This window comes from Leeuwenhoekiella polynyae, from assembly GCF_004104075.1.
Lineage (GTDB): Bacteria > Bacteroidota > Bacteroidia > Flavobacteriales > Flavobacteriaceae > Leeuwenhoekiella > Leeuwenhoekiella polynyae.
Genome location: NZ_QOVK01000004.1, coordinates 143,712 through 163,534, shown reverse-complemented (window position 1 = coordinate 163,534; position 19,823 = coordinate 143,712). Strand labels below are relative to the sequence as shown.

General features: G+C 35.8%; 20 protein-coding genes. 8 read left to right on the top strand and 12 right to left on the bottom strand.

Translation table 11 applies throughout. The features are described 5' to 3' along the window. The 11 genes from DSM02_RS07335 to DSM02_RS07285 all read right to left on the bottom strand — a co-directional run bounded on the left by DSM02_RS07335 (window position 1) and on the right by DSM02_RS07285 (window position 11,253). Window positions 1-639 (bottom strand): hypothetical protein, encoded by a 639-nt coding sequence (locus tag DSM02_RS07335; protein ID WP_128765009.1) that lies wholly within the window; start codon window positions 637-639, stop codon window positions 1-3. A 551-nt stretch (window positions 640-1,190) separates the two neighbouring features. Further along, on the bottom strand, window positions 1,191-1,904 hold the full coding sequence (locus tag DSM02_RS07330) for a LytR/AlgR family response regulator transcription factor (protein WP_128765008.1): 714 nt from the start codon (window positions 1,902-1,904) through the stop codon (window positions 1,191-1,193). 7 nt (window positions 1,905-1,911) lie between these two features. Continuing rightward, window positions 1,912-2,229 (bottom strand): Hpt domain-containing protein, encoded by a 318-nt coding sequence (locus tag DSM02_RS07325; protein ID WP_128765007.1) that lies wholly within the window; start codon window positions 2,227-2,229, stop codon window positions 1,912-1,914. Next, a complete protein-coding gene (locus tag DSM02_RS07320) occupies window positions 2,216-3,286 on the bottom strand; it encodes an ATP-binding protein (RefSeq protein ID WP_128765006.1) in 1,071 nt (356 codons plus the stop codon). Before DSM02_RS07320 ends, DSM02_RS07325 begins: the two co-directional genes overlap by 14 nt. Beyond that, the gene (locus DSM02_RS07315) at window positions 3,287-4,420 is read right to left on the bottom strand and encodes an FIST signal transduction protein (RefSeq protein WP_128765005.1); all 1,134 of its coding nucleotides are present in this window, start codon (window positions 4,418-4,420) and stop codon (window positions 3,287-3,289) included. Further along, window positions 4,410-6,785, bottom strand: a complete 2,376-nt coding sequence (locus DSM02_RS07310; protein ID WP_128765004.1) for a PAS domain-containing sensor histidine kinase — start codon at window positions 6,783-6,785, stop codon at window positions 4,410-4,412. The genes DSM02_RS07315 and DSM02_RS07310 overlap by 11 nt, the downstream gene beginning before the upstream one ends. Next, window positions 6,757-7,323: a heme NO-binding domain-containing protein gene (locus DSM02_RS07305; protein ID WP_128765003.1), complete on the bottom strand. Its 567-nt coding sequence runs from the start codon at window positions 7,321-7,323 to the stop codon at window positions 6,757-6,759. The genes DSM02_RS07310 and DSM02_RS07305 overlap by 29 nt, the downstream gene beginning before the upstream one ends. Further along, the gene (locus DSM02_RS07300; RefSeq protein WP_128765002.1) at window positions 7,323-7,739 is read right to left on the bottom strand and encodes a response regulator; all 417 of its coding nucleotides are present in this window, start codon (window positions 7,737-7,739) and stop codon (window positions 7,323-7,325) included. Before DSM02_RS07300 ends, DSM02_RS07305 begins: the two co-directional genes overlap by 1 nt. Window positions 7,740-7,884: 145 nt before the next feature. Continuing rightward, window positions 7,885-9,255 carry an alanine/glycine:cation symporter family protein gene (locus DSM02_RS07295; protein ID WP_128765001.1) on the bottom strand — a complete coding sequence of 457 codons (1,371 nt, stop codon included), beginning with the start codon at window positions 9,253-9,255 and terminating at the stop codon, window positions 7,885-7,887. Between the two features lie 76 nt (window positions 9,256-9,331). Next, window positions 9,332-10,285 carry a phosphoribosylaminoimidazolesuccinocarboxamide synthase gene (locus DSM02_RS07290; protein WP_128765000.1) on the bottom strand — a complete coding sequence of 318 codons (954 nt, stop codon included), beginning with the start codon at window positions 10,283-10,285 and terminating at the stop codon, window positions 9,332-9,334. Between the two features lie 14 nt (window positions 10,286-10,299). Continuing rightward, entirely contained in the window at window positions 10,300-11,253 is a 954-nt protein-coding gene (locus tag DSM02_RS07285) for a PhoH family protein (protein WP_128764999.1), read from the bottom strand. Between the two features lie 109 nt (window positions 11,254-11,362). On the opposite strand from DSM02_RS07285, the gene DSM02_RS07280 reads away from it, so the two are divergent. From DSM02_RS07280 to miaA, 8 genes are all read left to right on the top strand, one after another. Further along, window positions 11,363-12,193 (top strand): SAM hydrolase/SAM-dependent halogenase family protein, encoded by an 831-nt coding sequence (locus tag DSM02_RS07280; RefSeq protein WP_128764998.1) that lies wholly within the window; start codon window positions 11,363-11,365, stop codon window positions 12,191-12,193. Between the two features lie 113 nt (window positions 12,194-12,306). Continuing rightward, window positions 12,307-12,603: a putative quinol monooxygenase gene (locus DSM02_RS07275; RefSeq protein WP_128764997.1), complete on the top strand. Its 297-nt coding sequence runs from the start codon at window positions 12,307-12,309 to the stop codon at window positions 12,601-12,603. A 93-nt stretch (window positions 12,604-12,696) separates the two neighbouring features. Continuing rightward, the gene (locus tag DSM02_RS07270) at window positions 12,697-13,587 is read left to right on the top strand and encodes a 3-hydroxyacyl-CoA dehydrogenase family protein (protein WP_128764996.1); all 891 of its coding nucleotides are present in this window, start codon (window positions 12,697-12,699) and stop codon (window positions 13,585-13,587) included. A 156-nt stretch (window positions 13,588-13,743) separates the two neighbouring features. After that, entirely contained in the window at window positions 13,744-14,976 is a 1,233-nt protein-coding gene (locus DSM02_RS07265; RefSeq protein ID WP_128764995.1) for a DUF1015 domain-containing protein, read from the top strand. 136 nt (window positions 14,977-15,112) lie between these two features. Continuing rightward, window positions 15,113-15,775: a YggS family pyridoxal phosphate-dependent enzyme gene (locus tag DSM02_RS07260; RefSeq protein WP_128764994.1), complete on the top strand. Its 663-nt coding sequence runs from the start codon at window positions 15,113-15,115 to the stop codon at window positions 15,773-15,775. A gap of 31 nt (window positions 15,776-15,806) precedes the next feature. Beyond that, window positions 15,807-17,198: an exonuclease domain-containing protein gene (locus DSM02_RS07255; protein WP_262707843.1), complete on the top strand. Its 1,392-nt coding sequence runs from the start codon at window positions 15,807-15,809 to the stop codon at window positions 17,196-17,198. Window positions 17,199-17,331: 133 nt separating this feature from the next. After that, window positions 17,332-18,177, top strand: a complete 846-nt coding sequence (locus DSM02_RS07250; RefSeq protein ID WP_128764992.1) for an ion transporter — start codon at window positions 17,332-17,334, stop codon at window positions 18,175-18,177. After that, complete coding sequence (miaA, locus tag DSM02_RS07245; protein WP_128764991.1) at window positions 18,170-19,078, top strand: tRNA (adenosine(37)-N6)-dimethylallyltransferase MiaA; 909 nt, start codon at window positions 18,170-18,172, stop codon at window positions 19,076-19,078. Before DSM02_RS07250 ends, miaA begins: the two co-directional genes overlap by 8 nt. A gap of 23 nt (window positions 19,079-19,101) precedes the next feature. Here the strand turns inward: miaA and DSM02_RS07240 are convergent, their stop codons facing one another. Then, window positions 19,102-19,821 carry a response regulator transcription factor gene (locus tag DSM02_RS07240; protein WP_128761074.1) on the bottom strand — a complete coding sequence of 240 codons (720 nt, stop codon included), beginning with the start codon at window positions 19,819-19,821 and terminating at the stop codon, window positions 19,102-19,104. Between the last annotated feature and the right edge of the window lie 2 nt (window positions 19,822-19,823).

Genomic DNA, 19,823 nt, shown 5'->3' with positions numbered 1-19,823 from the left:
TTACTGCTGAAAAGTAAATTTATCAAACAAAACATAATGTTCCTGAGTGGGCCATTTTGATCCCATAAAAGAAAGATTCTCCAAACTACAATAAGCAGAAAATTTCACTTTGATTTTTACTTCAGTTTGTAAGGTTTTTACAAGTTGATTGTTTAGGTACCACTTGATCAAATACCTGCCTCCTACATCGGTTAAACTTATTTTAAAATCTGACCATGAATTCATTTCCACGATAAATTCTTCAGATGAAAACGGATGACTTTGTGAAGTACAATACACAACAGCTTCATCTTTTTGAACCATCAACTTTTCACGTATCTGAGGCTTTCCGGAGCCTATTTCAAAATCAAACTCGAACGCTGTATTACCACTATGGTATAAAAAAGCTCCTATACTGCATCGAGCATTTTCTTCAAAAACAGGAATGAATATGCGCCAGTTATAAGTACCTATACCAAAATCTTTACGGCGTGTATGCGTTTTGACTCGGTCTTTGCTCTTCGCACGCGTTGTAATTTTTAACTGATTATTTTCAACAGAATAGGATTTGGGACTGTTGGATGAGTCATCCTTCCAATGTGTTTTAAAACCAATTTGAGAATCAAAATTCTCAGTAAAAGAGATTATTTCTGAAGGCATTATTGTTTGTTTATCATAAAATGATTTACAACAGTAGAGGCTCAATAAGCCCGCAACACATATGATTCGTAAAACATGTTTATTCAATAGAAAATCGAGATTATGATAGTTTGGGGTTTACTTAAAAAGGTTTCTTATAACTTGATGAACTTAAAATTTAAACTGATTATTGAAACCTAATAAAAAAGGAATTTACTAAAATTTTATCAGTTGATACAAAAAAAGGCAGCGCCCTGCCAAGCGCCACCTTCTAACTAACAAAAAACAAACAACTAACTAATTTATCACAAATTTCCCCTTATAAGTATTTCCAAAATATGTTGTAACCACATAATTTCTTCTTCACAATAAAGCGAAGTACTATTAAAAGAGTAATCCCCTAAAAAATGAAAATTTCGAGTAATACTAATACCTGTAATAAATAATAGACTTAGTAACAGGAATCGTCTCATAATCTTGAATTTGAATTTAAAATTAGAAGAGCCTTATAAAGATTTATTAATTAATCGTTAGTTGGTAATTAGGTGTAGATGAGCGGTAAGTAAAAGCCTTTAAAGCAAATTGAGTCTTTTCATTAAAATAGGTCTGTTAGAGCGACTTATGGGTATAACATCTTTTGCTATCAACACACTGTTGTCTTCTATATCGATAATCTTATGGAAATTAATCACATAAGACCGGTGAATTTTTAAGAATTTACTTTCCGGTAGTTTGTCTTCTATCTTTTTTAGAGTAGAATGTACCGTATAATTTTTACCTTCCGTCTTAATAAGAATGTAATCACCCTTTGCTTCAATAATTAAAATACTATCAAAGTTGATTTTGATTAACCTGCGGTCAATATTCACATAGAGATCATTACCTTCTGAATCATTCTTTTTTGTTACATTCTCAACCGTTTTTTCTGTGACCGGTTTAAATTGTTCTGCCTTTTGAACTGCCTTGAGAAACCGGGGTAACTCAACTGGTTTTACTAAATAATCTACAATACAATCATACTCAAAAGCTTCAATTGCAAAATTACGGTCTGAAGTTGTTAAAATAATTTTTGGCGGATTCTTTAATGTCTGAATAAAATCAAAACCTGTAAAATCTGGCATATGTATATCCAGAAAAATGAGATCTACTGTGTGCTGATTTAAATATTTTATAGCAGCTATAGCATTTGAATATTCTTCTAAAACAACTAAATTATCAGCTTTTGCACAATGATTACGAATTATAGCGCGTGCCAAAGTCTCATCATCAATAATAATACAATTCATAAGTAGGTTACAATTTTGCTACAAAATCAAGCATATTTTGAAGTGTGTCTTCAAATTGCCCGGCCAGTTTAGGGTTATCGGCTCGTAGTTCATTCTCATAGTTTGTGGCAAGCTCGTAGCTATTTGCCATGTTCAAGATACTTATTTTATGTTTTAATTTATGAACATCTTCTGCAGATCTAAGAAAATACTTTGCATTCAGGTTTTTGCGGTAAATTTCAACCTCAACAGGTAACTCTTCTTTTATGATCGCTATCATTTCTTTCTGAAATTCAAGCTGATCACTCGCTATTTCTTTTATTTTATCAAGATTAGGCTTGTCCATTGCTGTATTTTGGAATTTTGAAATAGAAAGTAGTTCCCTCTCCGATTTGAGATTCAAGCCAGATTTTTCCGCCATAAAATTTGATGATTTTAGAGACGATAGAAAGCCCTATTCCCTTCGATTTGGAAACATCTTCAAGCGTTTGAAATACCTGAAAAATCTTATCATGATACTGTTTTTCTATCCCCTTACCATTATCTTTTATGCTGAATTTAAAATGATTTACGCCATCTTCAAATCCTATTGCTATATGCCCCAGCTCCTTGTCATTATACTGAATAGCATTTTGTATTAAATTTTGAAATAACTGCTGAAATCTAAAAGAGTTACCCTCAACGAGTGGTAGTTCTTTTTGAATTTCTACTTCAAAATTTTCAGGGATGTGCATCGTAGCTAAAAGATTTTTGACCAGAATATCCAGATCTAAGGTGTAACTGTCACCATCAGCTTTATCTACGGCAGAATACTCCAGAATTCCTTCAATAAGACTATGCATATGCTCTACGTGCTCTAAAATCAAATTGAGATTTTGCGAAGCATCTTCATCGATATTTCCGTCTTCTAGAATAAAATTAGTTAGCGCATTGATATTGTTTAAAGGAGATTTTAAATCGTGTGAAACAACGTGAGCATAATCATTAAGCTCCTTATTCTGTTTTTCTAATTTTTCTAATAAAGCCTGACGCTGTTGATTAGAGTTGATAATTTCTCTAGTTTGACTTTCTATAACTCGCGCAAGCTCTAGCCCGTCTAGCTTTTTATTTTCGGTGACTTTAGGAAGTTCTTCTGCATTTCCGTATTTCTGAAGTTTAGCGATAGTCTGGGTGAGACTGTCTATGATCTCACGCTGCTGTGTACTTTCTTTCTTTAAATTCTTATTAGCCTCGACTAACTCGTCAGAACTTAAAGACATTGCACGTTGCACCATTAACAACTGCTCTTCATAATTAGCATATGAACTACTCACTGCATTCAAAAAGACCGAAAACTTCTCATCTATTACGATACCTTCTTCCTGAAGGTGCTTGCGTATTTGTCTTTTTAAAAGTGGGTTCATTTACTCGCTTATTAAGGTCAATGTCATAGTCTGATTATGCAGTTCGCAGCTGCGCTCATTGGCAAAAGGGGACAACTCACCATAACTGTAAAAGCCGGTAATTGCTGCCTGACTACCCACGATTTCTATAACTTCTTCTACTTCTTCTTCAGACCGTTGATCCATTACCAGTTTTCTACCCACACAACTCACTAAAATGGCAAGTTGGGCTGCACTTTCTCGTTTTGCAACTGCGGCTTTTGCCGCTTCAAGCGCACCATCTACAATACCGTCTACTGTAGCCATCATCAGTTTAACCCGCGAACCTTCGGGAACATCCCCTGCTAAAATCATCGCATTGTCGGTCTCATCAATATTTAAAATAGTGCGTACAACCGGATGTTCTTTTTCCGCAGAATGCACACTCAAGGGATAAAACAGAGCAGCTTGCGGTAACTCTGCTGCTTTATCCCCTAGGTAGGTTTTGTATAAGTCTAAAGCCGGTTTATCATCTAACTCATAAAGAATGTTACCTGTAGATTTTGTAATTGTACGCTCGGGGCCAAAAGCAAACCAACCGCCGTAGTTAGAAAAACTAATTTCAAGCGATTCTCCATACAATGCAATAGCAATCACCTCCCCCGCTTTTGCTTTAGTATTATATCCACACAAGGTTTTTTCAAACCGTGCATCATCTCCACATAGTCCTCCGGTCACGGCAACCTCATCAGGCAACACAGACTCCAAACCTTTTATGAGATCATTGCCATTTATATAACTACCCTCTGCAATTACAAAAAGGTGTTTAAGGTTTTTTTTTTCTATTTTTTGAGCAAGAATATTACCTGTTTCTATACTGTTTTTCTCGTGATTCAAAATATTTTCAGAAACTATTTTAAACACAGAATTCTCAAATTCTATGGCCGTGTAAGCGAGCCCACCATCACTTACCTGATCGCCCAAAATTTCTCCTGATGTAGATGCATAAACTAGATGCCCATTAGGAAACAGATGCCGCATTGTGCTAAAAATATAATCTTCTTCCAGCAGGTATCTGTTCGCAAAAATGAGAACAAGAGGTGCGTCAAGTTTTACATCTTCGTTGAGATGTTTCCATATTCTGGCTTTATTGAGACTCCCTTGTCTAATCTTCATTATGCTCTTTTTTTAGACTAAAATAAAATGTACTACCCAATCCCGGAGTACTTTCTAACCAGATATCACCTTCATACAGGTTCACGATTTTCTTTACGATTGATAGTCCGATACCGGTAGATTCTTTATGATCTGTAAGTGACTGAAAAATATTGAATATCTTATGATGATATGCCTTCTCTATCCCAATCCCATTATCTTCAACAGCAAAAATATGACGCTCCTTTTCTTCGGTATAATGTATTTTGACGTAGCCTTTTTCTTTATCGCAATAGCGAATAGCATTACCTATTAGATTCTGTAAAACTTGTTGCAAACGAGTTTTATCTACTTGAATAACCGGCAGCTCGTTTGCGGTTATAAGTTCTATATGTTCTGGTATAAAAATAAGATCTTTAATATCGCTTAAAACCTCGTTAACGTCTGTAGCCTCGTCGTGTATGCTTTCAAGCTGAATACTACTGTAATTGAGAATGCCTGAAATTAAACTTTCCATCTTCTCCAGTGTTGTTTCTAAAATGCTAAAATTTTCAAGACTTTGTTCATCAAGTGTTTCTGCATTATCTTCTTTGATCCAACTAGCTAAAGCATTGATGCTTCTCAACGGACTCTTTAAATCATGAGATACTACATGTGCGTATTCTTGCAATTCTATATTACTCTTTTCTAAAGTTTTGAGTAGTTTTTCCTTTTGAGCTTCTAGATTTTTTAATTCTGTAATATCAAGGTGAATCCCTATACTTCCAACTAATTTTCCATTGATATCAAAATTGGGAGCACCGCTTATGAGCCAGTTCCTTTTTACTCCATTTTTGCGATATACCTCAACTTCATAAGAATCAGAAACACCTTGTTTTCTAGATTTGAATTTATCTAGAATTATTTTTTTACTCTTAGGAGGCATAAATAATTCTGCTGCTTTTTGTCCTACCAGTTCAGTTTCTGAATATCCGCTCAGATCACAAAAACTTTGATTTACCATTAGAATATGATCTTCTGTATCTACTTCTAGTAAACCCAGATTCATATTAGCTATGATGTTGCTATACTTCTCTTTTTGCTGCTGCAGGTTGTTTTTATAACGCCTTTTAAGTGTTACATCGGTATAACTCCAAAGATGCCCAGTGTAGTTCCTGTTAGAATAAATAGGAATAAAATCACGTTCAAACACCCTTCCGTCGACAAGCTCCAGTTCTTCTGCTGTAACGATTTCTCTCTTATCCAGTATTTCTGAAATTCGTTTTATAAATTCTTCGGGTTTTTTAAAGAGGATTTTACTTTGTTCTGCAGCCGCATCACAATCTGCTCCAACCATATCTTCAGGTGAAGCCGGAATACCAAATATGTCGCAAAACATAGGATTTGTAAGCACTACTTTTCGGTTTTCATCTTCTAATAAAACACCGCTTTGTAGTTTTAAAATCAAAGCTGAAAGTCTGTTTTCTGACTCAACCAACTTTTCTTTTGCCAACAGTTCATTAGTTACATCTTCAATAGTGATCACCTCCTGTTGATGCATTACAGAATCACTATGTCGAATAGCACTTACGTTGATTTTTGTTCTTATGATCTGACCGCTATTTGTTATGTATTTTTGGGTAGCTACAAATGAATCTAATTTACCATTATGTAAGGCTTCTCGTTGAAATTCATAATCAGATTCTTCAGCAGCAATAGTAATAGACTTTAGATTTTTACCTAGAATTTCCGATTCAGGATATCCCAGAATTCGTGTAAAACTATCATTACATTTTTCTATGAGGCCATTTGTAGTAAGCGCAATTCCTAGTGGTGAACTATTAACGATAAACTCAAGTTGTCGCTTTTGCTCTTCAATAATCTTTGCCTTTTTTTCTTCAGAAGTAATATCTCTTACAATGCCTTGTGCTGCAACAGCAAGGTTATTTTCGTCAAGAATGGTGCTTGCATTTATGTGAACCAAGCGGGTTTCTCCACTTTTTGTAATAATATTTACTTTAAAATTAGTAATGCTACTGGTCTTAAGTAAACTTGCAAATGCCTCAGAAACATGTTCTTGCTCGCCTTTAGCGACCATTTTAGGTAAAAAAACTAACTCTTTACTAGAATCATAGCCCATTAAAGAAACTGCGGCATCATTCATTTTAAGAACGTGTCCCTCTAGATCAATAACAACATAAGCATCAGCAAGATTTTCAAATAAGCCTTCTAACTCAGAATTTTTCTGATAGATTAAAGATTGAAGTCGCTCGTTAGATTTTTTTAATTTGTTTGATAACGTGTAAAGTTCAGAAGATTTTTCTTCAAGAATAGATTCTGCGATTTTACGGGCTTTACGCTCTCTTTCAATAATTCTTTTATATAGATCCGGATTTGCTGTTTTCATCTGTGTTGACTATAAAAAATCGTACATAAGTCCCATCTTCTTTTATCTTTTCAAAATCTATTTTAAAATTCTTATTAAAATAATTGAACGACTCGTGCATCAATCCTAATCCAAAACTATACATCGCTCTGCTAGAAAGATAATCTAAAATTAATGTATTTTCTGACCTTTTTACAATTTTAAAAACAGGAAGCTGCGCATCAGGGTAAATTTTACGCACTTCAACGTGTATATGATTCTCTATAGAAGCAATCAATTCTAAAGGATCTGAGTAGGTATTTAACAATCCCGGGTAGCTGCGCTGAATAACCTTAAAAAAATGCAATGCATAGGTATACAATAAATCATCTACAGACAACTGGGTGCGCTCACTTAAATGGGTAAGCAGCTGTACCATTTCTGAAAATTTATAAGTACCCACAGCAGTATATGCTCCGCCTGATTCTAACTCAGAAGCAGTGATGATATCGTCTACCATCTCTAACCCAAACTTCTCTTCTACTAACTCCAAAAATTCTGTAAATACAATTCCCTTCATTAAAAATGAATTAACTCATTAAGACTCCAATACTCCAACAAACCATTTATTTTATCTACGTAATCTTCATATTTTAAAGGTTTTAATATGTATCCTGCAATACCTATCTCATAACACTGCTTTACATCATTATGATTATTAGAAGTTGTTAGAATTACCGTAGGAATATATTTTAGTACAGGATCGTTTTTTAAAATTTTTAAAAATTCTATTCCGTTAATCTTAGGCATATTGAGATCCAGAAGAATGATGTCTGGCAATTTGCTTTTGTCACGCAATACATCTAAGGCTTCTTCACCATTCTTAGCTTCGTTCAACTGGTGTTTCAATTGATTTTTAGAAAGTACACGTTTGAGTTTCATAACCTCAATACGGTCATCTTCAATAAGCAAAATAGATAATACTCGTTTGCGCATTTTATAGGGTTTTTACTCGATAGTCGAGATTTAAGTTGGGTTAGTGTACAAATTTCAATAAAAGTGAATCCAATACTTTCAAAAGACGTTGAAAACGGCATTAAGTGTAGACGAGTTGCAGTTAAGTGTAGACGAATGGTTTTTATTAACTTTTAATCATCTTAAAATACACTCTTGCCTTTGTCATTACTTTAGGAGCGAGAATAAGGGTTGCAAGCATTGTAGGGATCGCCATAAGTGCAAAAAAAGTGTCAATAAGATTGATCATTAAACTTAGAGAAGTAGTTGCTCCAATTAGAATACTGCTTATATAAAAGTAATTGTAGAGGTGTTTGTAGCGTGTTCCTACTAAAAACGATAAACACTTTGTACCATAGTATGAATATGAAAATAAAGAGCTAATGCTGAATACCGCAATACAAATTAATAATACATAAGAACCAAAGCCCGGCATAGCATCTGAGAAAGCTTTTGCGGTAAGACTTACACCATTTGCATCACTGCTTTGCCAAACTCCGGTAACCAGAATGCTCAAAGCCGTTAGCGTACATACAATAATAGTATCTATAAAGGGGCCCAACATTGCTACTAATCCTTCTCGAATAGGTTCTTCGGTTTTTGCTGCACCGTGTGCCATAGGCGCCGTACCTATTCCGGCTTCGTTAGAGAAAGCTCCTCTGCGAATACCTAAAATAATTAAAGCTCCTAAAATGCCTCCCAACATTGGATCACCGGTATAATTATTTGCTGCAAAAGCATCTGTAAAAATTAGTTTGAAATATCTGGGTACTTCAGAAGCATTGATAAACAAAATAACAAGCACTGCTAAAAAATACAGTACAACCATCCCCGGAACGATCTTAGAAGCCGTCTTACTGATGCGATTGAGACCACCAAGAATTACAATTCCTGTTATCACAGCGAGCACAATACCTATGGTCAAATCTGTAGAAAAACCTTTTGCAATTCCATTAGGAATTAGCAGAATATCATTTATAGCTTGCGTGAGTTGATTTACATTAAAAACCGGTAAAGCTCCAACAAGACCGGCAATACTAAAAAAAGCAGCAAGTGGTTTCCATGTTTTTCCGAGACCTTCTGTAATAAAATACATAGGGCCACCTTGTATTGCACCAGAATCATCTTTACCTCGATACAAAATAGCCAGCGTACAGGTAAAAAATTTAGTACTCATCCCTACGATAGCACTCACCCACATCCAGAAAACTGCACCGGGACCGCCCACAGCAATAGCCACTGCAACACCAGCAATGTTCCCCATACCCACAGTAGACGATAAGGCAGTCATTAATGCTTGGAAATGGCTGATTTCGCCTGGATCATCGGGATTATCATATTTACCCCGAAGCACGTCTATAGCATGGCCAAAATATTTAAAAGGAAGAAATCGAGAATAAACCAGAAGATACAAGCCGCCACCAATAAGCAATACTAAAAGTGGTAGTCCCCAAACAAACGAAGCAGCCTCTGCAATCCAATGATTTAAGCGTTCCATATATTAAAAATAAAAAAACCGAAAAGATAACTAGTGAACTTTTCGGTTAAGTGAAATTTTGATTCTATCCTGAAACTTATTTGTTTAGGTAGTTTAGAACATTATCTTCTATTCGTTTATCAATTGCATCAAGACCTGCTTTTACAAACTGCTCCCCGGTGATGTTCTCATATAACTCAATGTAGCGTTCAGAAACCGTCTCGATATAATCATCTGTCATTTCTGGTAGCTGCTGTCCTTCTAATCCTTGAAATCCATTGCTGATCAACCATTGTCGCACAAACTCTTTAGAAAGCTGCTTCTGTGCTTCGCCTTTTTGTTGACGTTCTTCATACCCATCCGCATAAAAATAGCGAGAAGAATCCGGCGTATGAATCTCATCAATCAATACGATCTTACCATCTGCAGTTTTTCCAAATTCATATTTAGTATCCACTAAAATGAGTCCGCGCTCTGCAGCAATCTCGGTTCCGCGCTGAAATAATTTATAGGTGTAATCTTCTAAAATAGCATAATCTTCAGCAGAAACGATTCCTTTTTTCAGAATATCTTCTTTAGAAATATCTTCATCGTGATCACCCATTTCAGCTTTAGTTGCCGGAGTAATAATAGGTGTTGGAAACTTATCATTTTCCTGCATTCCTTCGGGCATAGCCACACCACAAAGCATGCGCTTTCCGGCTTTATATTCCCGGGCAGCATGCCCACTCATATAACCGCGAATAACCATTTCAACTTTAAAAGGTTCGCATTTTTTACCCACCGCAACATTAGGATCTGGAGTAGCTTCAAGCCAGTTAGGCACCAAGTCTTCGGTATCCCGCATCATTTTTGTCGCGATCTGATTTAATATTTGACCTTTGTAAGGAATTCCTTTGGGCATCACAACATCAAACGCGCTTAAGCGATCTGTTGCAATCATCACCAGTAAATCATTTTGAAGACTATAAACTTCACGTACTTTTCCTTTGTAAACATGAGTCTGCCCCGGAAAGTTGTAGTTCGTATCTGTGATGGTTTTATTTGACATCTATATTCTAATATTTAATCTCTGTTTTCTATCGCTTTATAGGCAGCGATAACTTCTTTAACCAGTTTGTGACGTATAACATCTTTATCATCAAGATAAATCATCCCCACACCTTTTACATCTTTTAGAACCAGTAGTGCTTCTTTAAGGCCACTTATCACGCGGCGAGGCAAATCTATCTGCCCAGGATCGCCGGTAATCAAGAATTTTGCATGTTTACCCATACGAGTTAAAAACATCTTCATCTGGGCGTGAGTAGTATTCTGCGCTTCATCAAGAATCACAAAGGCATTATCTAAGGTACGACCGCGCATAAAAGCCATAGGTGCAATTTGTATCACTCCTTTTTCTATAAAACTTTCTAGCTTTTCATGCGGAATCATATCACGCAATGCATCGTACAACGGCTGCATATAAGGATCTAGCTTTTCTTTTAAATCTCCCGGTAAAAAACCTAGATTCTCCCCTGCTTCTACTGCCGGTCTGGTAAGAATAATACGTTTAACTTGTTTTTCTTTTAAAGCTTTAACCGCTAGTGCAACGCCTGTATAGGTTTTACCCGTACCCGCAGGCCCAATAGCAAAGACCATATCATTTTTACGAGCAAGATCTACCATCTTACGCTGGTTTGCCGTTTGAGCTTTAATAAGCTTACCGCCCACTCCATGCACTAAGATTTCCCCACTTTCGGGAGAAGTCTCATAATCTGCTCTGCTTTCGCTCGTTAAAACACGCTCGATCATATTCTCATCAAGCTTATTATACTTTGCAAAATGTTCAAGCAGCATCGTGATGCGTTTATCAAACTCTTCCAAAAGATCCTCATCCCCGTAGGCTTTTATATGATTGCCCCGGGCAACCAGTTTTAACTTGGGAAAATACTTCTTAAGAAGTTCAATATTACTATTGTTTTGACCAAAGAATTCCCTTGGCGTGATCTCTGAAAGTTCGATGATAAGTTCGTTCAAAAGCGGAAGAATTTTATAAAAAAACTAGTTAATTATCTTTAGTTTTGTGCTTAACAAATGTAACTAAATTTACGAACTATCTCCCTTAAAAATATCAACAAAACCGCCTATGCCCATTATAACATTAACCACTGATTTCGGCTTAAAAGACCATTTTGCCGGTGCGGTTAAAGGCGCTATTTACAGCGAAATGGCTGATGCCAAAATTGTTGATATCTCGCACAATGTATCTCCATTTCACATTACTGAAGCCGCATATATAATACAGAATGCCTATCGTAATTTCCCCAAAGGAACCATACATATTATTGGTATAGACTCTGAACAAAATGCTGAAAATAAACATATTGCAGTCAAAGTTGAAGGGCATTATTTTGTTTGTGCCAACAATGGGATTATGTCTATGATCACCCGCACTATTGTTCCTGAAGAACTTGTTGAAATCAATATTCACGACCGGATTAAAACCAATTTTACAGAACTTGATGTTTTTGTACAGGTTGCCTGTCATATCGCTCGTGGCGGGACTTTAGGTGTTATTGGCAAACCTATTAAAGAAATCAAGGCGATTACGGGGATTATGCCAGTTATTAACAGCGATCAAAAGCAAATTATAGGTAACGTGATCTATGTTGATAACTACGGAAATGTGATCACAAACATCACGCGGCGTCTTTTTGATGATGTGGGAAAAGGCCGCAATTTTATCATACAGGCAAGACGTGCACATTTTAAAAAAATTCATGAGCGGTATAGCGATGCGATCAATTTTAATATTGAAAAAGCAAAGCGGGAAGAAGACGGTAAAAAAATAGCCCTTTTCAACTCCTCAGGTTATCTGGAACTTGCTATTTATAAAAGTAACCCAAGTACAGTAGGCAGCGCATCTACCCTATTTGGTCTAGACTATCGCGATTCCGTAAGTATTACTTTTGAATAAGTAACTAACTCGGGGGCAACCCCACAAGACATTCGTTAGAAACGATTTTTCAATTTCGAGGCAAGACTCGGGGTATTAAACCCTTTAGCGGTGCCAATAAAAAGCTTAAAATTATGATTGTACGTCTGGTTAAAATGGAATTTAAACCTGAAAAAATAACTCATTTTCTAGATCTTTTCGATCAGGTAAAAGAAGAAATTCGGAATTTTGAAGGTTGCGAATTTTTAGAATTGTTGCAGGGCGAAAAAGATACTGGAACTTTCTTTACACACAGTTATTGGAAAGATACTCAAGCTTTAGAAACCTACCGGAACAGCACCTTATTTAAGACCACTTGGGCGAAGACCAAAGTTCTTTTTAACGCAAAACCCGAAGCTTGGAGCGTTGAAAAATTCGTAACTTTACACTAATCCTCTTTCTGTTTTCAAGAGGAAATTCAATTAAAACATTATAAAATACAGAATATTGTAAATTCTACTCAATATTCACTTATAACTTCTTTTATGAAAAATATAGCTATAATAGGTGCAGGAACAATGGGTAATGGTATCGCACATACCTTTGCTCAAAATGGATTTAATGTTAATCTTATAGATATAAGTGAAGCTTCTTTGAAAAAAGGGATTGCTACAATCACCAAAAATTTAGATCGTCAGGTAGCAAAAGAAGTTCTAACTGAAACCCAGAAAAACAACGCACTTCTAAACATAAAGTTATTAACCGATTTAAGAGAAGGCGTTTCTCAAGCCGATCTTGTTGTTGAAGCCGCAAGTGAAAACCTTAAAATTAAACTGGATATCTTCAAAAATCTTGAAGAATTTTGCCAGCCTAATACTATATTAGCAAGTAATACTTCTTCTATTTCCATTACACAAATTGCTTCAACTACAAAACGCGCAGACAAAGTTATAGGGATGCATTTTATGAATCCGGTGCCGGTTATGAAATTGGTTGAGATTATTAGCGGGTATAGCACGTCAAAAGCAACTTTAGAAACCATCACAAAACTTGCTGAACAATTAGGAAAAGCTCCTGTTCCGGTAAATGATTACCCTGGGTTTGTTGCTAACCGTATTCTGATGCCTATGATCAATGAAGCTGTTGAAACTTTATACAATGGTGTTGCCGGCGTTGCTGAGATAGACACCGTTATGAAACTAGGTATGGCACACCCAATGGGACCTTTACAACTTGCAGATTTTATTGGCCTAGATGTATGTCTTGCAATTTTAGAAGTGATGTATGAAGGTTTTAAAAATCCTAAATATGCACCTTGCCCTTTACTTGTCAATATGGTACGCGCGGGTAAAATGGGTGTGAAATCAGGAGAAGGTTTTTACGATTATAGCGAAAGCAGAAAAGCAGAAACTGTTGCTAATCAATTTAGTTCGTAAAAACAGTTCTAACTTAAATTTAAGTTTACTTAGCTTAACCCTCATTTGGATTAAGCTTCTTTATTCAAGGAAAGAAAATTATAAATTCATAAACGAACTTAGTTATATCCTAACAGAATGTTCCCATTTGATTACTGTTGAACTAATGAAGGTTAAATGCCAAAAATAATTCCATTTAAAGCCATACGTCCTACTAGAGACATAGTAAGTCTTATCGCGTCGCGTTCGTACGATACTTATACTAAATCTGAACGTAAAGCACGATTAGAAAATAACCCGTATTCGTTTTTACACATTGTGAATCCCGGTTATAAATACCATAAAGTAATTAGTGGCGAAGAGAAGTTCAAAATGGTATGCAACCGCTATCTGGAATTTAAAGAAGAAGGTATTTTTATTGAAGAAAACCAGGCTTCGTTTTATGTGTATAAAATCGTAAACCGAGATGCTGAAGAATTTGTAGGTATTATAGGCGCAGCAAGTGTCGCCGACTATCAAAACAATCACATCAAGCGCCATGAGAATACCATCAAAAAACGTGAAGAGGTTTTTAAAGAATATCTAAAAACAACCGGATTTAATGCTGAACCGGTTTTACTCACACATCCTGATTCTGATGAATTGCGTGAAATTTGTAAACAAGTTATGCAGAAGCGCTCTGAATATGAGTTTACCACGACCTATCGCGATACACATTATTTATGGCCGGTGTCTGATTCTAAAGTTGTAGAAAGAATTCAACATTTATACGCTGAAATGCCTGAGCTATACATTGCTGATGGACATCATCGTTCTAGTTCGTCTGCACTTCTTGCTAATGATTTAAATGAACAGAATATCGAAAGCACTGCTCATAATTATTTTATGAGTTATATCATACCAGAATCTCATTTGCGTATTCATGCTTTCAGCAGAATGATTACAGACCTTTGCGGTATGGACAGAGACGAATTTTTAATCAAATTAGATTCGATATTTAAAATCGAAAATCGCGGAGAAGAGTTTATTCAACCTGTAGCTTTGCATAACTTTAGTATGTATCTCGCCGGAAATTTTTATACTCTTGAATTACGCAAACACCATCAGAACTTCAACAATGCTTTAGAAACTTTAGATGCTCAGATTCTTTATGAATTGGTTTTAAAACCCTTACTAAGCATTGAAGATCCCCGAGAGGATAAGCGTCTGGCTTATGGGAAGGGTAAAAACGATATGTTGAGCGTAAAAGAAAAAGTAGATCAGCAAAAGTTTGCTGTTGCCTTTAGCTTGTTTCCGGCTACATCACAGCAAATCAAAGATATATCTGATGAAGGCTTAACGATGCCACCAAAGTCGACATTCATTCAGCCCAAATTGCGCAGTGGTGTTACCATTTACGAGTTTCTATAAATTATTGTAGCCCATTACAAATACTTAACTTTACAAAAAAGCGATACCCAATAACCAAGCATAAGGTTGCTAAGTTATAATTGGAGTTTATCATTACAAAGCACGATCATTTTTCGATTATTGATTAATACTATTTATGTCTGAAATAACTCAAAATATAAGTCAGTTTAAAGCATCTCTCTCTGAGAAGGTAACACTTGTAGCTGTCTCAAAAACAAAACCTAACGAGGATATTGAAGAAGCTTATGCTGCTGGTCAACGCGTTTTTGGTGAAAACAAAATTCAGGAAATGACCGATAAATCGGAAGCCCTTCCTAAAGACATTCAGTGGCATATGATAGGTCATGTACAAACAAATAAGGTTAAGTATATGGCTCCGTATGTAAGTTTAATACACAGTGCAGACCGCTTAAAGCTTTTTAAAGAAATCAATAAAGAGGCTAAAAAAAATGATCGAATTATAGATGTACTGCTTCAGGTTAAAATTGCTGAAGAGGATAGTAAATTTGGTATGTCTCCAGAAAACGCTAAAGAGTTTTTAGAACATAATGCTGCGAATAATTATCCTAATGTTCGCGTAGTAGGCTTGATGGGGATGGCTTCATTTGTAGATGATGAGACACGAATTAGCCGCGAGTTTTCTCAACTTGAAAAAATTTACAATACCTTTAAAGATACGTATGGTTTTAAAGTGCTTTCTATGGGGATGAGCGGCGATTATCCTATTGCTTTGAAACACGGTAGCACAATGGTTCGCGTGGGAAGTGCTATTTTTGGTGCTCGTAATTACGACAATTAGACGCTCACTAAACTAATCTATAGAATATAAGATTTTAAAACATTTTATGTACGCAATACTCGATCTAGAAACTACAGGAGGAAAATACAATGAAGAGGGAGTTACCGAGGTTGCTATCTACAAATACGACGGACATCAAATTGTAGATCAATTTATAAGTCTTGTTAATCCCGAGCGTCCCATACAAGCTTTTGTGGTGGGTCTTACCGGTATAAATAACGAGATGTTGCGCAATGCGCCTAAGTTTTACGAGGTTGCTAAACGTATTATTGAGATCACAACAGACTGTATTATTGTTGCACATAACGCCCAGTTTGATTATCGTATTTTACAATTAGAATTTGACAGACTTGGTTATGATTATCAGCGTAAAAGCCTGTGTACCGTAGAACTTGCTCAGGAGTTACTTCCCGGTCAAAACAGCTACAGTCTAGGTAAGTTGGTAAGGAACTTAGGAATTCCTATTACAGACCGACACAGAGCCAATGGTGATGCTTTAGCCACAGTAAAACTCTTTAAATTATTACTGACGAAAGACACAAAAAAAAGTATCATACAAGAGTCTATAAAGCTCAATCCCAAAAAACAAATAGATACTAAACTACGTGATCTCATTACCGAAACACCTAGTGTAACGGGAGTTTACTATATGCATAATGCTAACGGAAGCGTTATTTATATTGGAAAAAGCCGAAATATAAAAAAAAGGCTCAATCAGCATTTTACAAGCGATAATAGAAAATCAAAACAAATACAAGAAGAAGTTGAAGCGGTAAGCTATGACGAGACCGGAAGCGAACTCGTTGCACTTCTTAAAGAGAATGAAGAAATAAAAAAAATCAGGCCTAAACACAACCGGGCGTTGAGACGGGTTAAGTTTAAAGCTCAGCTGGTGAGTTTTATTGATGACAAGGGGTATTTAAACCTAAGGGTAGAAAAAGCAGACAGCACTAAGCCCAGCATCATTACTTTTGCAACAATTCCTTCAGGAAAGGTCTATTTAGCTAAAATGCTTGAAGAGTATAATTTGTGTCAAAGTAAAACCGGTTTACATCAGACTGAGGGCAATTGTTTTAACTACACCATAAAAACCTGTGACGGAGCTTGTATTGGAGAGGAAATACCTGAGACTTATAATAAACGTGTTGAAGCTTTCATTAAAAAACATACGTTTGAAAATAAGAACTTCATTATCATAGATCGCGGTCCAACTAAAGAACAACGCAGTGCTATTTTAATTGAAGATGGAATTTTTAAAGGTTTTGGTTATTATAACCTGAATCATCAGTTGAATAATTTGGATATTTTAGAACGCATCATCACACCAATGGAAGATAATCGCGATGCCAGGCATATTATTCAAAGCTACCTGCGCTCTCGTAAAGTGATCAAAATAATGGAGCTAACCGAATTAGAAAACTAAACTATGATCAAAAAGCTACTTATTATTCTCTTGCTTGCTTTCTGTTGCAGTTGTTCTGTGCAAGAACTCGAAAATGAATTAGAATTTCATAAAGTAGTGTTGACAAAAAAAATGAAAAATTAGCAGTAAAAATTTGACACAACAACAAAAACACACTTGGAAAACAAAACTTCATGAAATAATTTATGAAGCAGATACTCCTGCTGGAAAAGCTTTTGACGTTGTACTACTTATTTTAATTTTTCTGAGTGTGGTATTGGTGATGCTTGAAAGTGTTTCATCCTTTCAAGATGAATACGGTAAGTATTTTTATATAGGGGAATGGTTTATAACCATATTTTTCACTATAGAATATATTTTGAGAGTAATTTCAATCAGAAAGCCTTCGGCATATATTTTTAGCTTTTATGGCTTAATTGATTTCATATCTACCATTCCGTTGTATCTATCTTTTTTTATTGTGGGTACCAACGCGCTACTAACGATAAGAGCTTTGAGGCTTTTGCGTGTTTTCAGAATTTTAAAAGTGACTCGGTATATTGGCGAGGGAAACAAACTGGCAAAAGCTTTAAAAGATAGCAGACCCAAAATTTTGGTTTTCTTATTTGCCGTAATGATTCTCTCGGTCATCGCTGGTACCTTAATGTATATTGTAGAAGGTCCAGAACATGGATTTAAAAGTATTCCCGTAAGTGTTTACTGGTGCATTGTTACATTGACCACTGTAGGTTTTGGTGATATCGCCCCAGTTACAGCATTAGGTCAGTTTATAGCCACCGTGATCATGATCATGGGTTACGGAATTATCGCTGTACCCACAGGTATTGTAAGTGCAGAAATGGCTAAAGGTAATAAACCACAACCTGATCCTCAAAAACTACATTTAAACACACAAGTTTGCCACAATTGCGGTTCTAAAAAGCATCAGGATTCTGCCAAATATTGTCACCAATGCGGATACAGTCTTCATTATGAATAAAACTTTAATAGCTGTTGTAGGTCCCACAGCCATAGGTAAAACAGCTCTGGGAATAAAACTTGCCAAGCAGTTTAATACCGAAATCATTTCTGCAGATTCCAGACAGTTTTTTAAAGAAATGAAAATAGGAACTGCCGTGCCAGACGATGACGAATTGGCTGTAGCCAAACATCATTTCATTCAGCATATATCTATCGAAAAAGAGTATAATGTAGGACTGTTTGAACAAGAAGCTATTTCAAAACTCAACGAACTTTTTAAGGTTCACAATGTTGTTATTATGGTAGGTGGCTCTGGTTTATATGTAGATGCTGTGCTCAACGGATTAGATCGTTTTCCAGATGTGGATTCTCAAATACGTGAAGACTTAGTTCTACAGTTAGAAAATGAAGGTATTGAAAGTTTACAGAACCTCTTAAAAGTTCTTGATCCTATTCACTATGCTAAAATAGACTTGGATAATAAACAACGTGTAATTAGAGCTCTGGAAATCTGCATAGGTACTGGAAAACCTTATTCTTCCTATTTAGCAAAAAATACGGTAAAGAGAAATTTTAATTTTATTAAAGTAGGCCTTACTGCAGAACGGCAGCTTATTTATGACCGAATTAATTTTCGTGTAGACCTTATGATCCAAAACGGACTTCTGGAGGAAGCACGCTCGTTATTACATAAAAAACACCTCAATGCACTACAAACGGTAGGCTACCGGGAACTGTTTAGTTATTTTGATGGCGTTTATGACTTAAAAACTGCTATTGAAGAAATTAAGAAAAATACAAGACGCTTTGCAAAACGCCAATTAACTTGGTATCGTAAAGATGAGTCAATTATCTGGTTTGATCATGGGATTCCTTCCCAAGAAATTATAACAACGATAAAAGAAAGAGTGTCTTTTTAAAAAAGACACTCTTAGCTATACCACTATTTTTTTTCTTCTTCACTCTTAACTACAAGGCGGAAACCTTCACCGTGAATATTGAGTATTTCTACTGTATCATCACGCTTTAAGTACTTACGTAATTTTGCGATATATACATCCATACTACGAGATGTAAAGTAGTTATCGTCTCTCCATATCTTTGTAAGAGCCAGTTCGCGAGGCATTAAATCATTTTCATGCAAAGCTAACAGACGTAATAATTCGTTTTCTTTAGGAGAAAGTTTGTTAGGCTCTTCGTCTTTATACGTTAAGAAACGCAGCTTAGAATTTAAGAAGAAGTTACCTATATTGAATTCAAATTGCTTACTATCTGCAACAGAATCTGTAGCCTTACGCATCATAATTGCTTTGATCTTCATAAGCAATACTTCGCTATCAAAAGGCTTGTTCAGGTAATCGTCTGCCCCTACTTTGTATCCTTTCAATACATCTTCTTTCATCGCTTTAGCGGTTAAGAAAATAATAGGCACATCTTCGTTTTTCTCGCGTATTTCTTTTGCCAATGTAAAACCATCTTTATAAGGCATCATCACATCTAAGATACACAGATCAAAGTCGTCTTTTTTAAATTTCTCAAAGCCTTCCATACCATTTTTGGCGTGGGTAACGTCATAGTCGTTCATTGAAAGGTAATCTTTAAGAACCGTTCCGAAATTTGGATCGTCCTCTACGAGTAAGATTTTTTTGTTTTCTGTTTCCATTA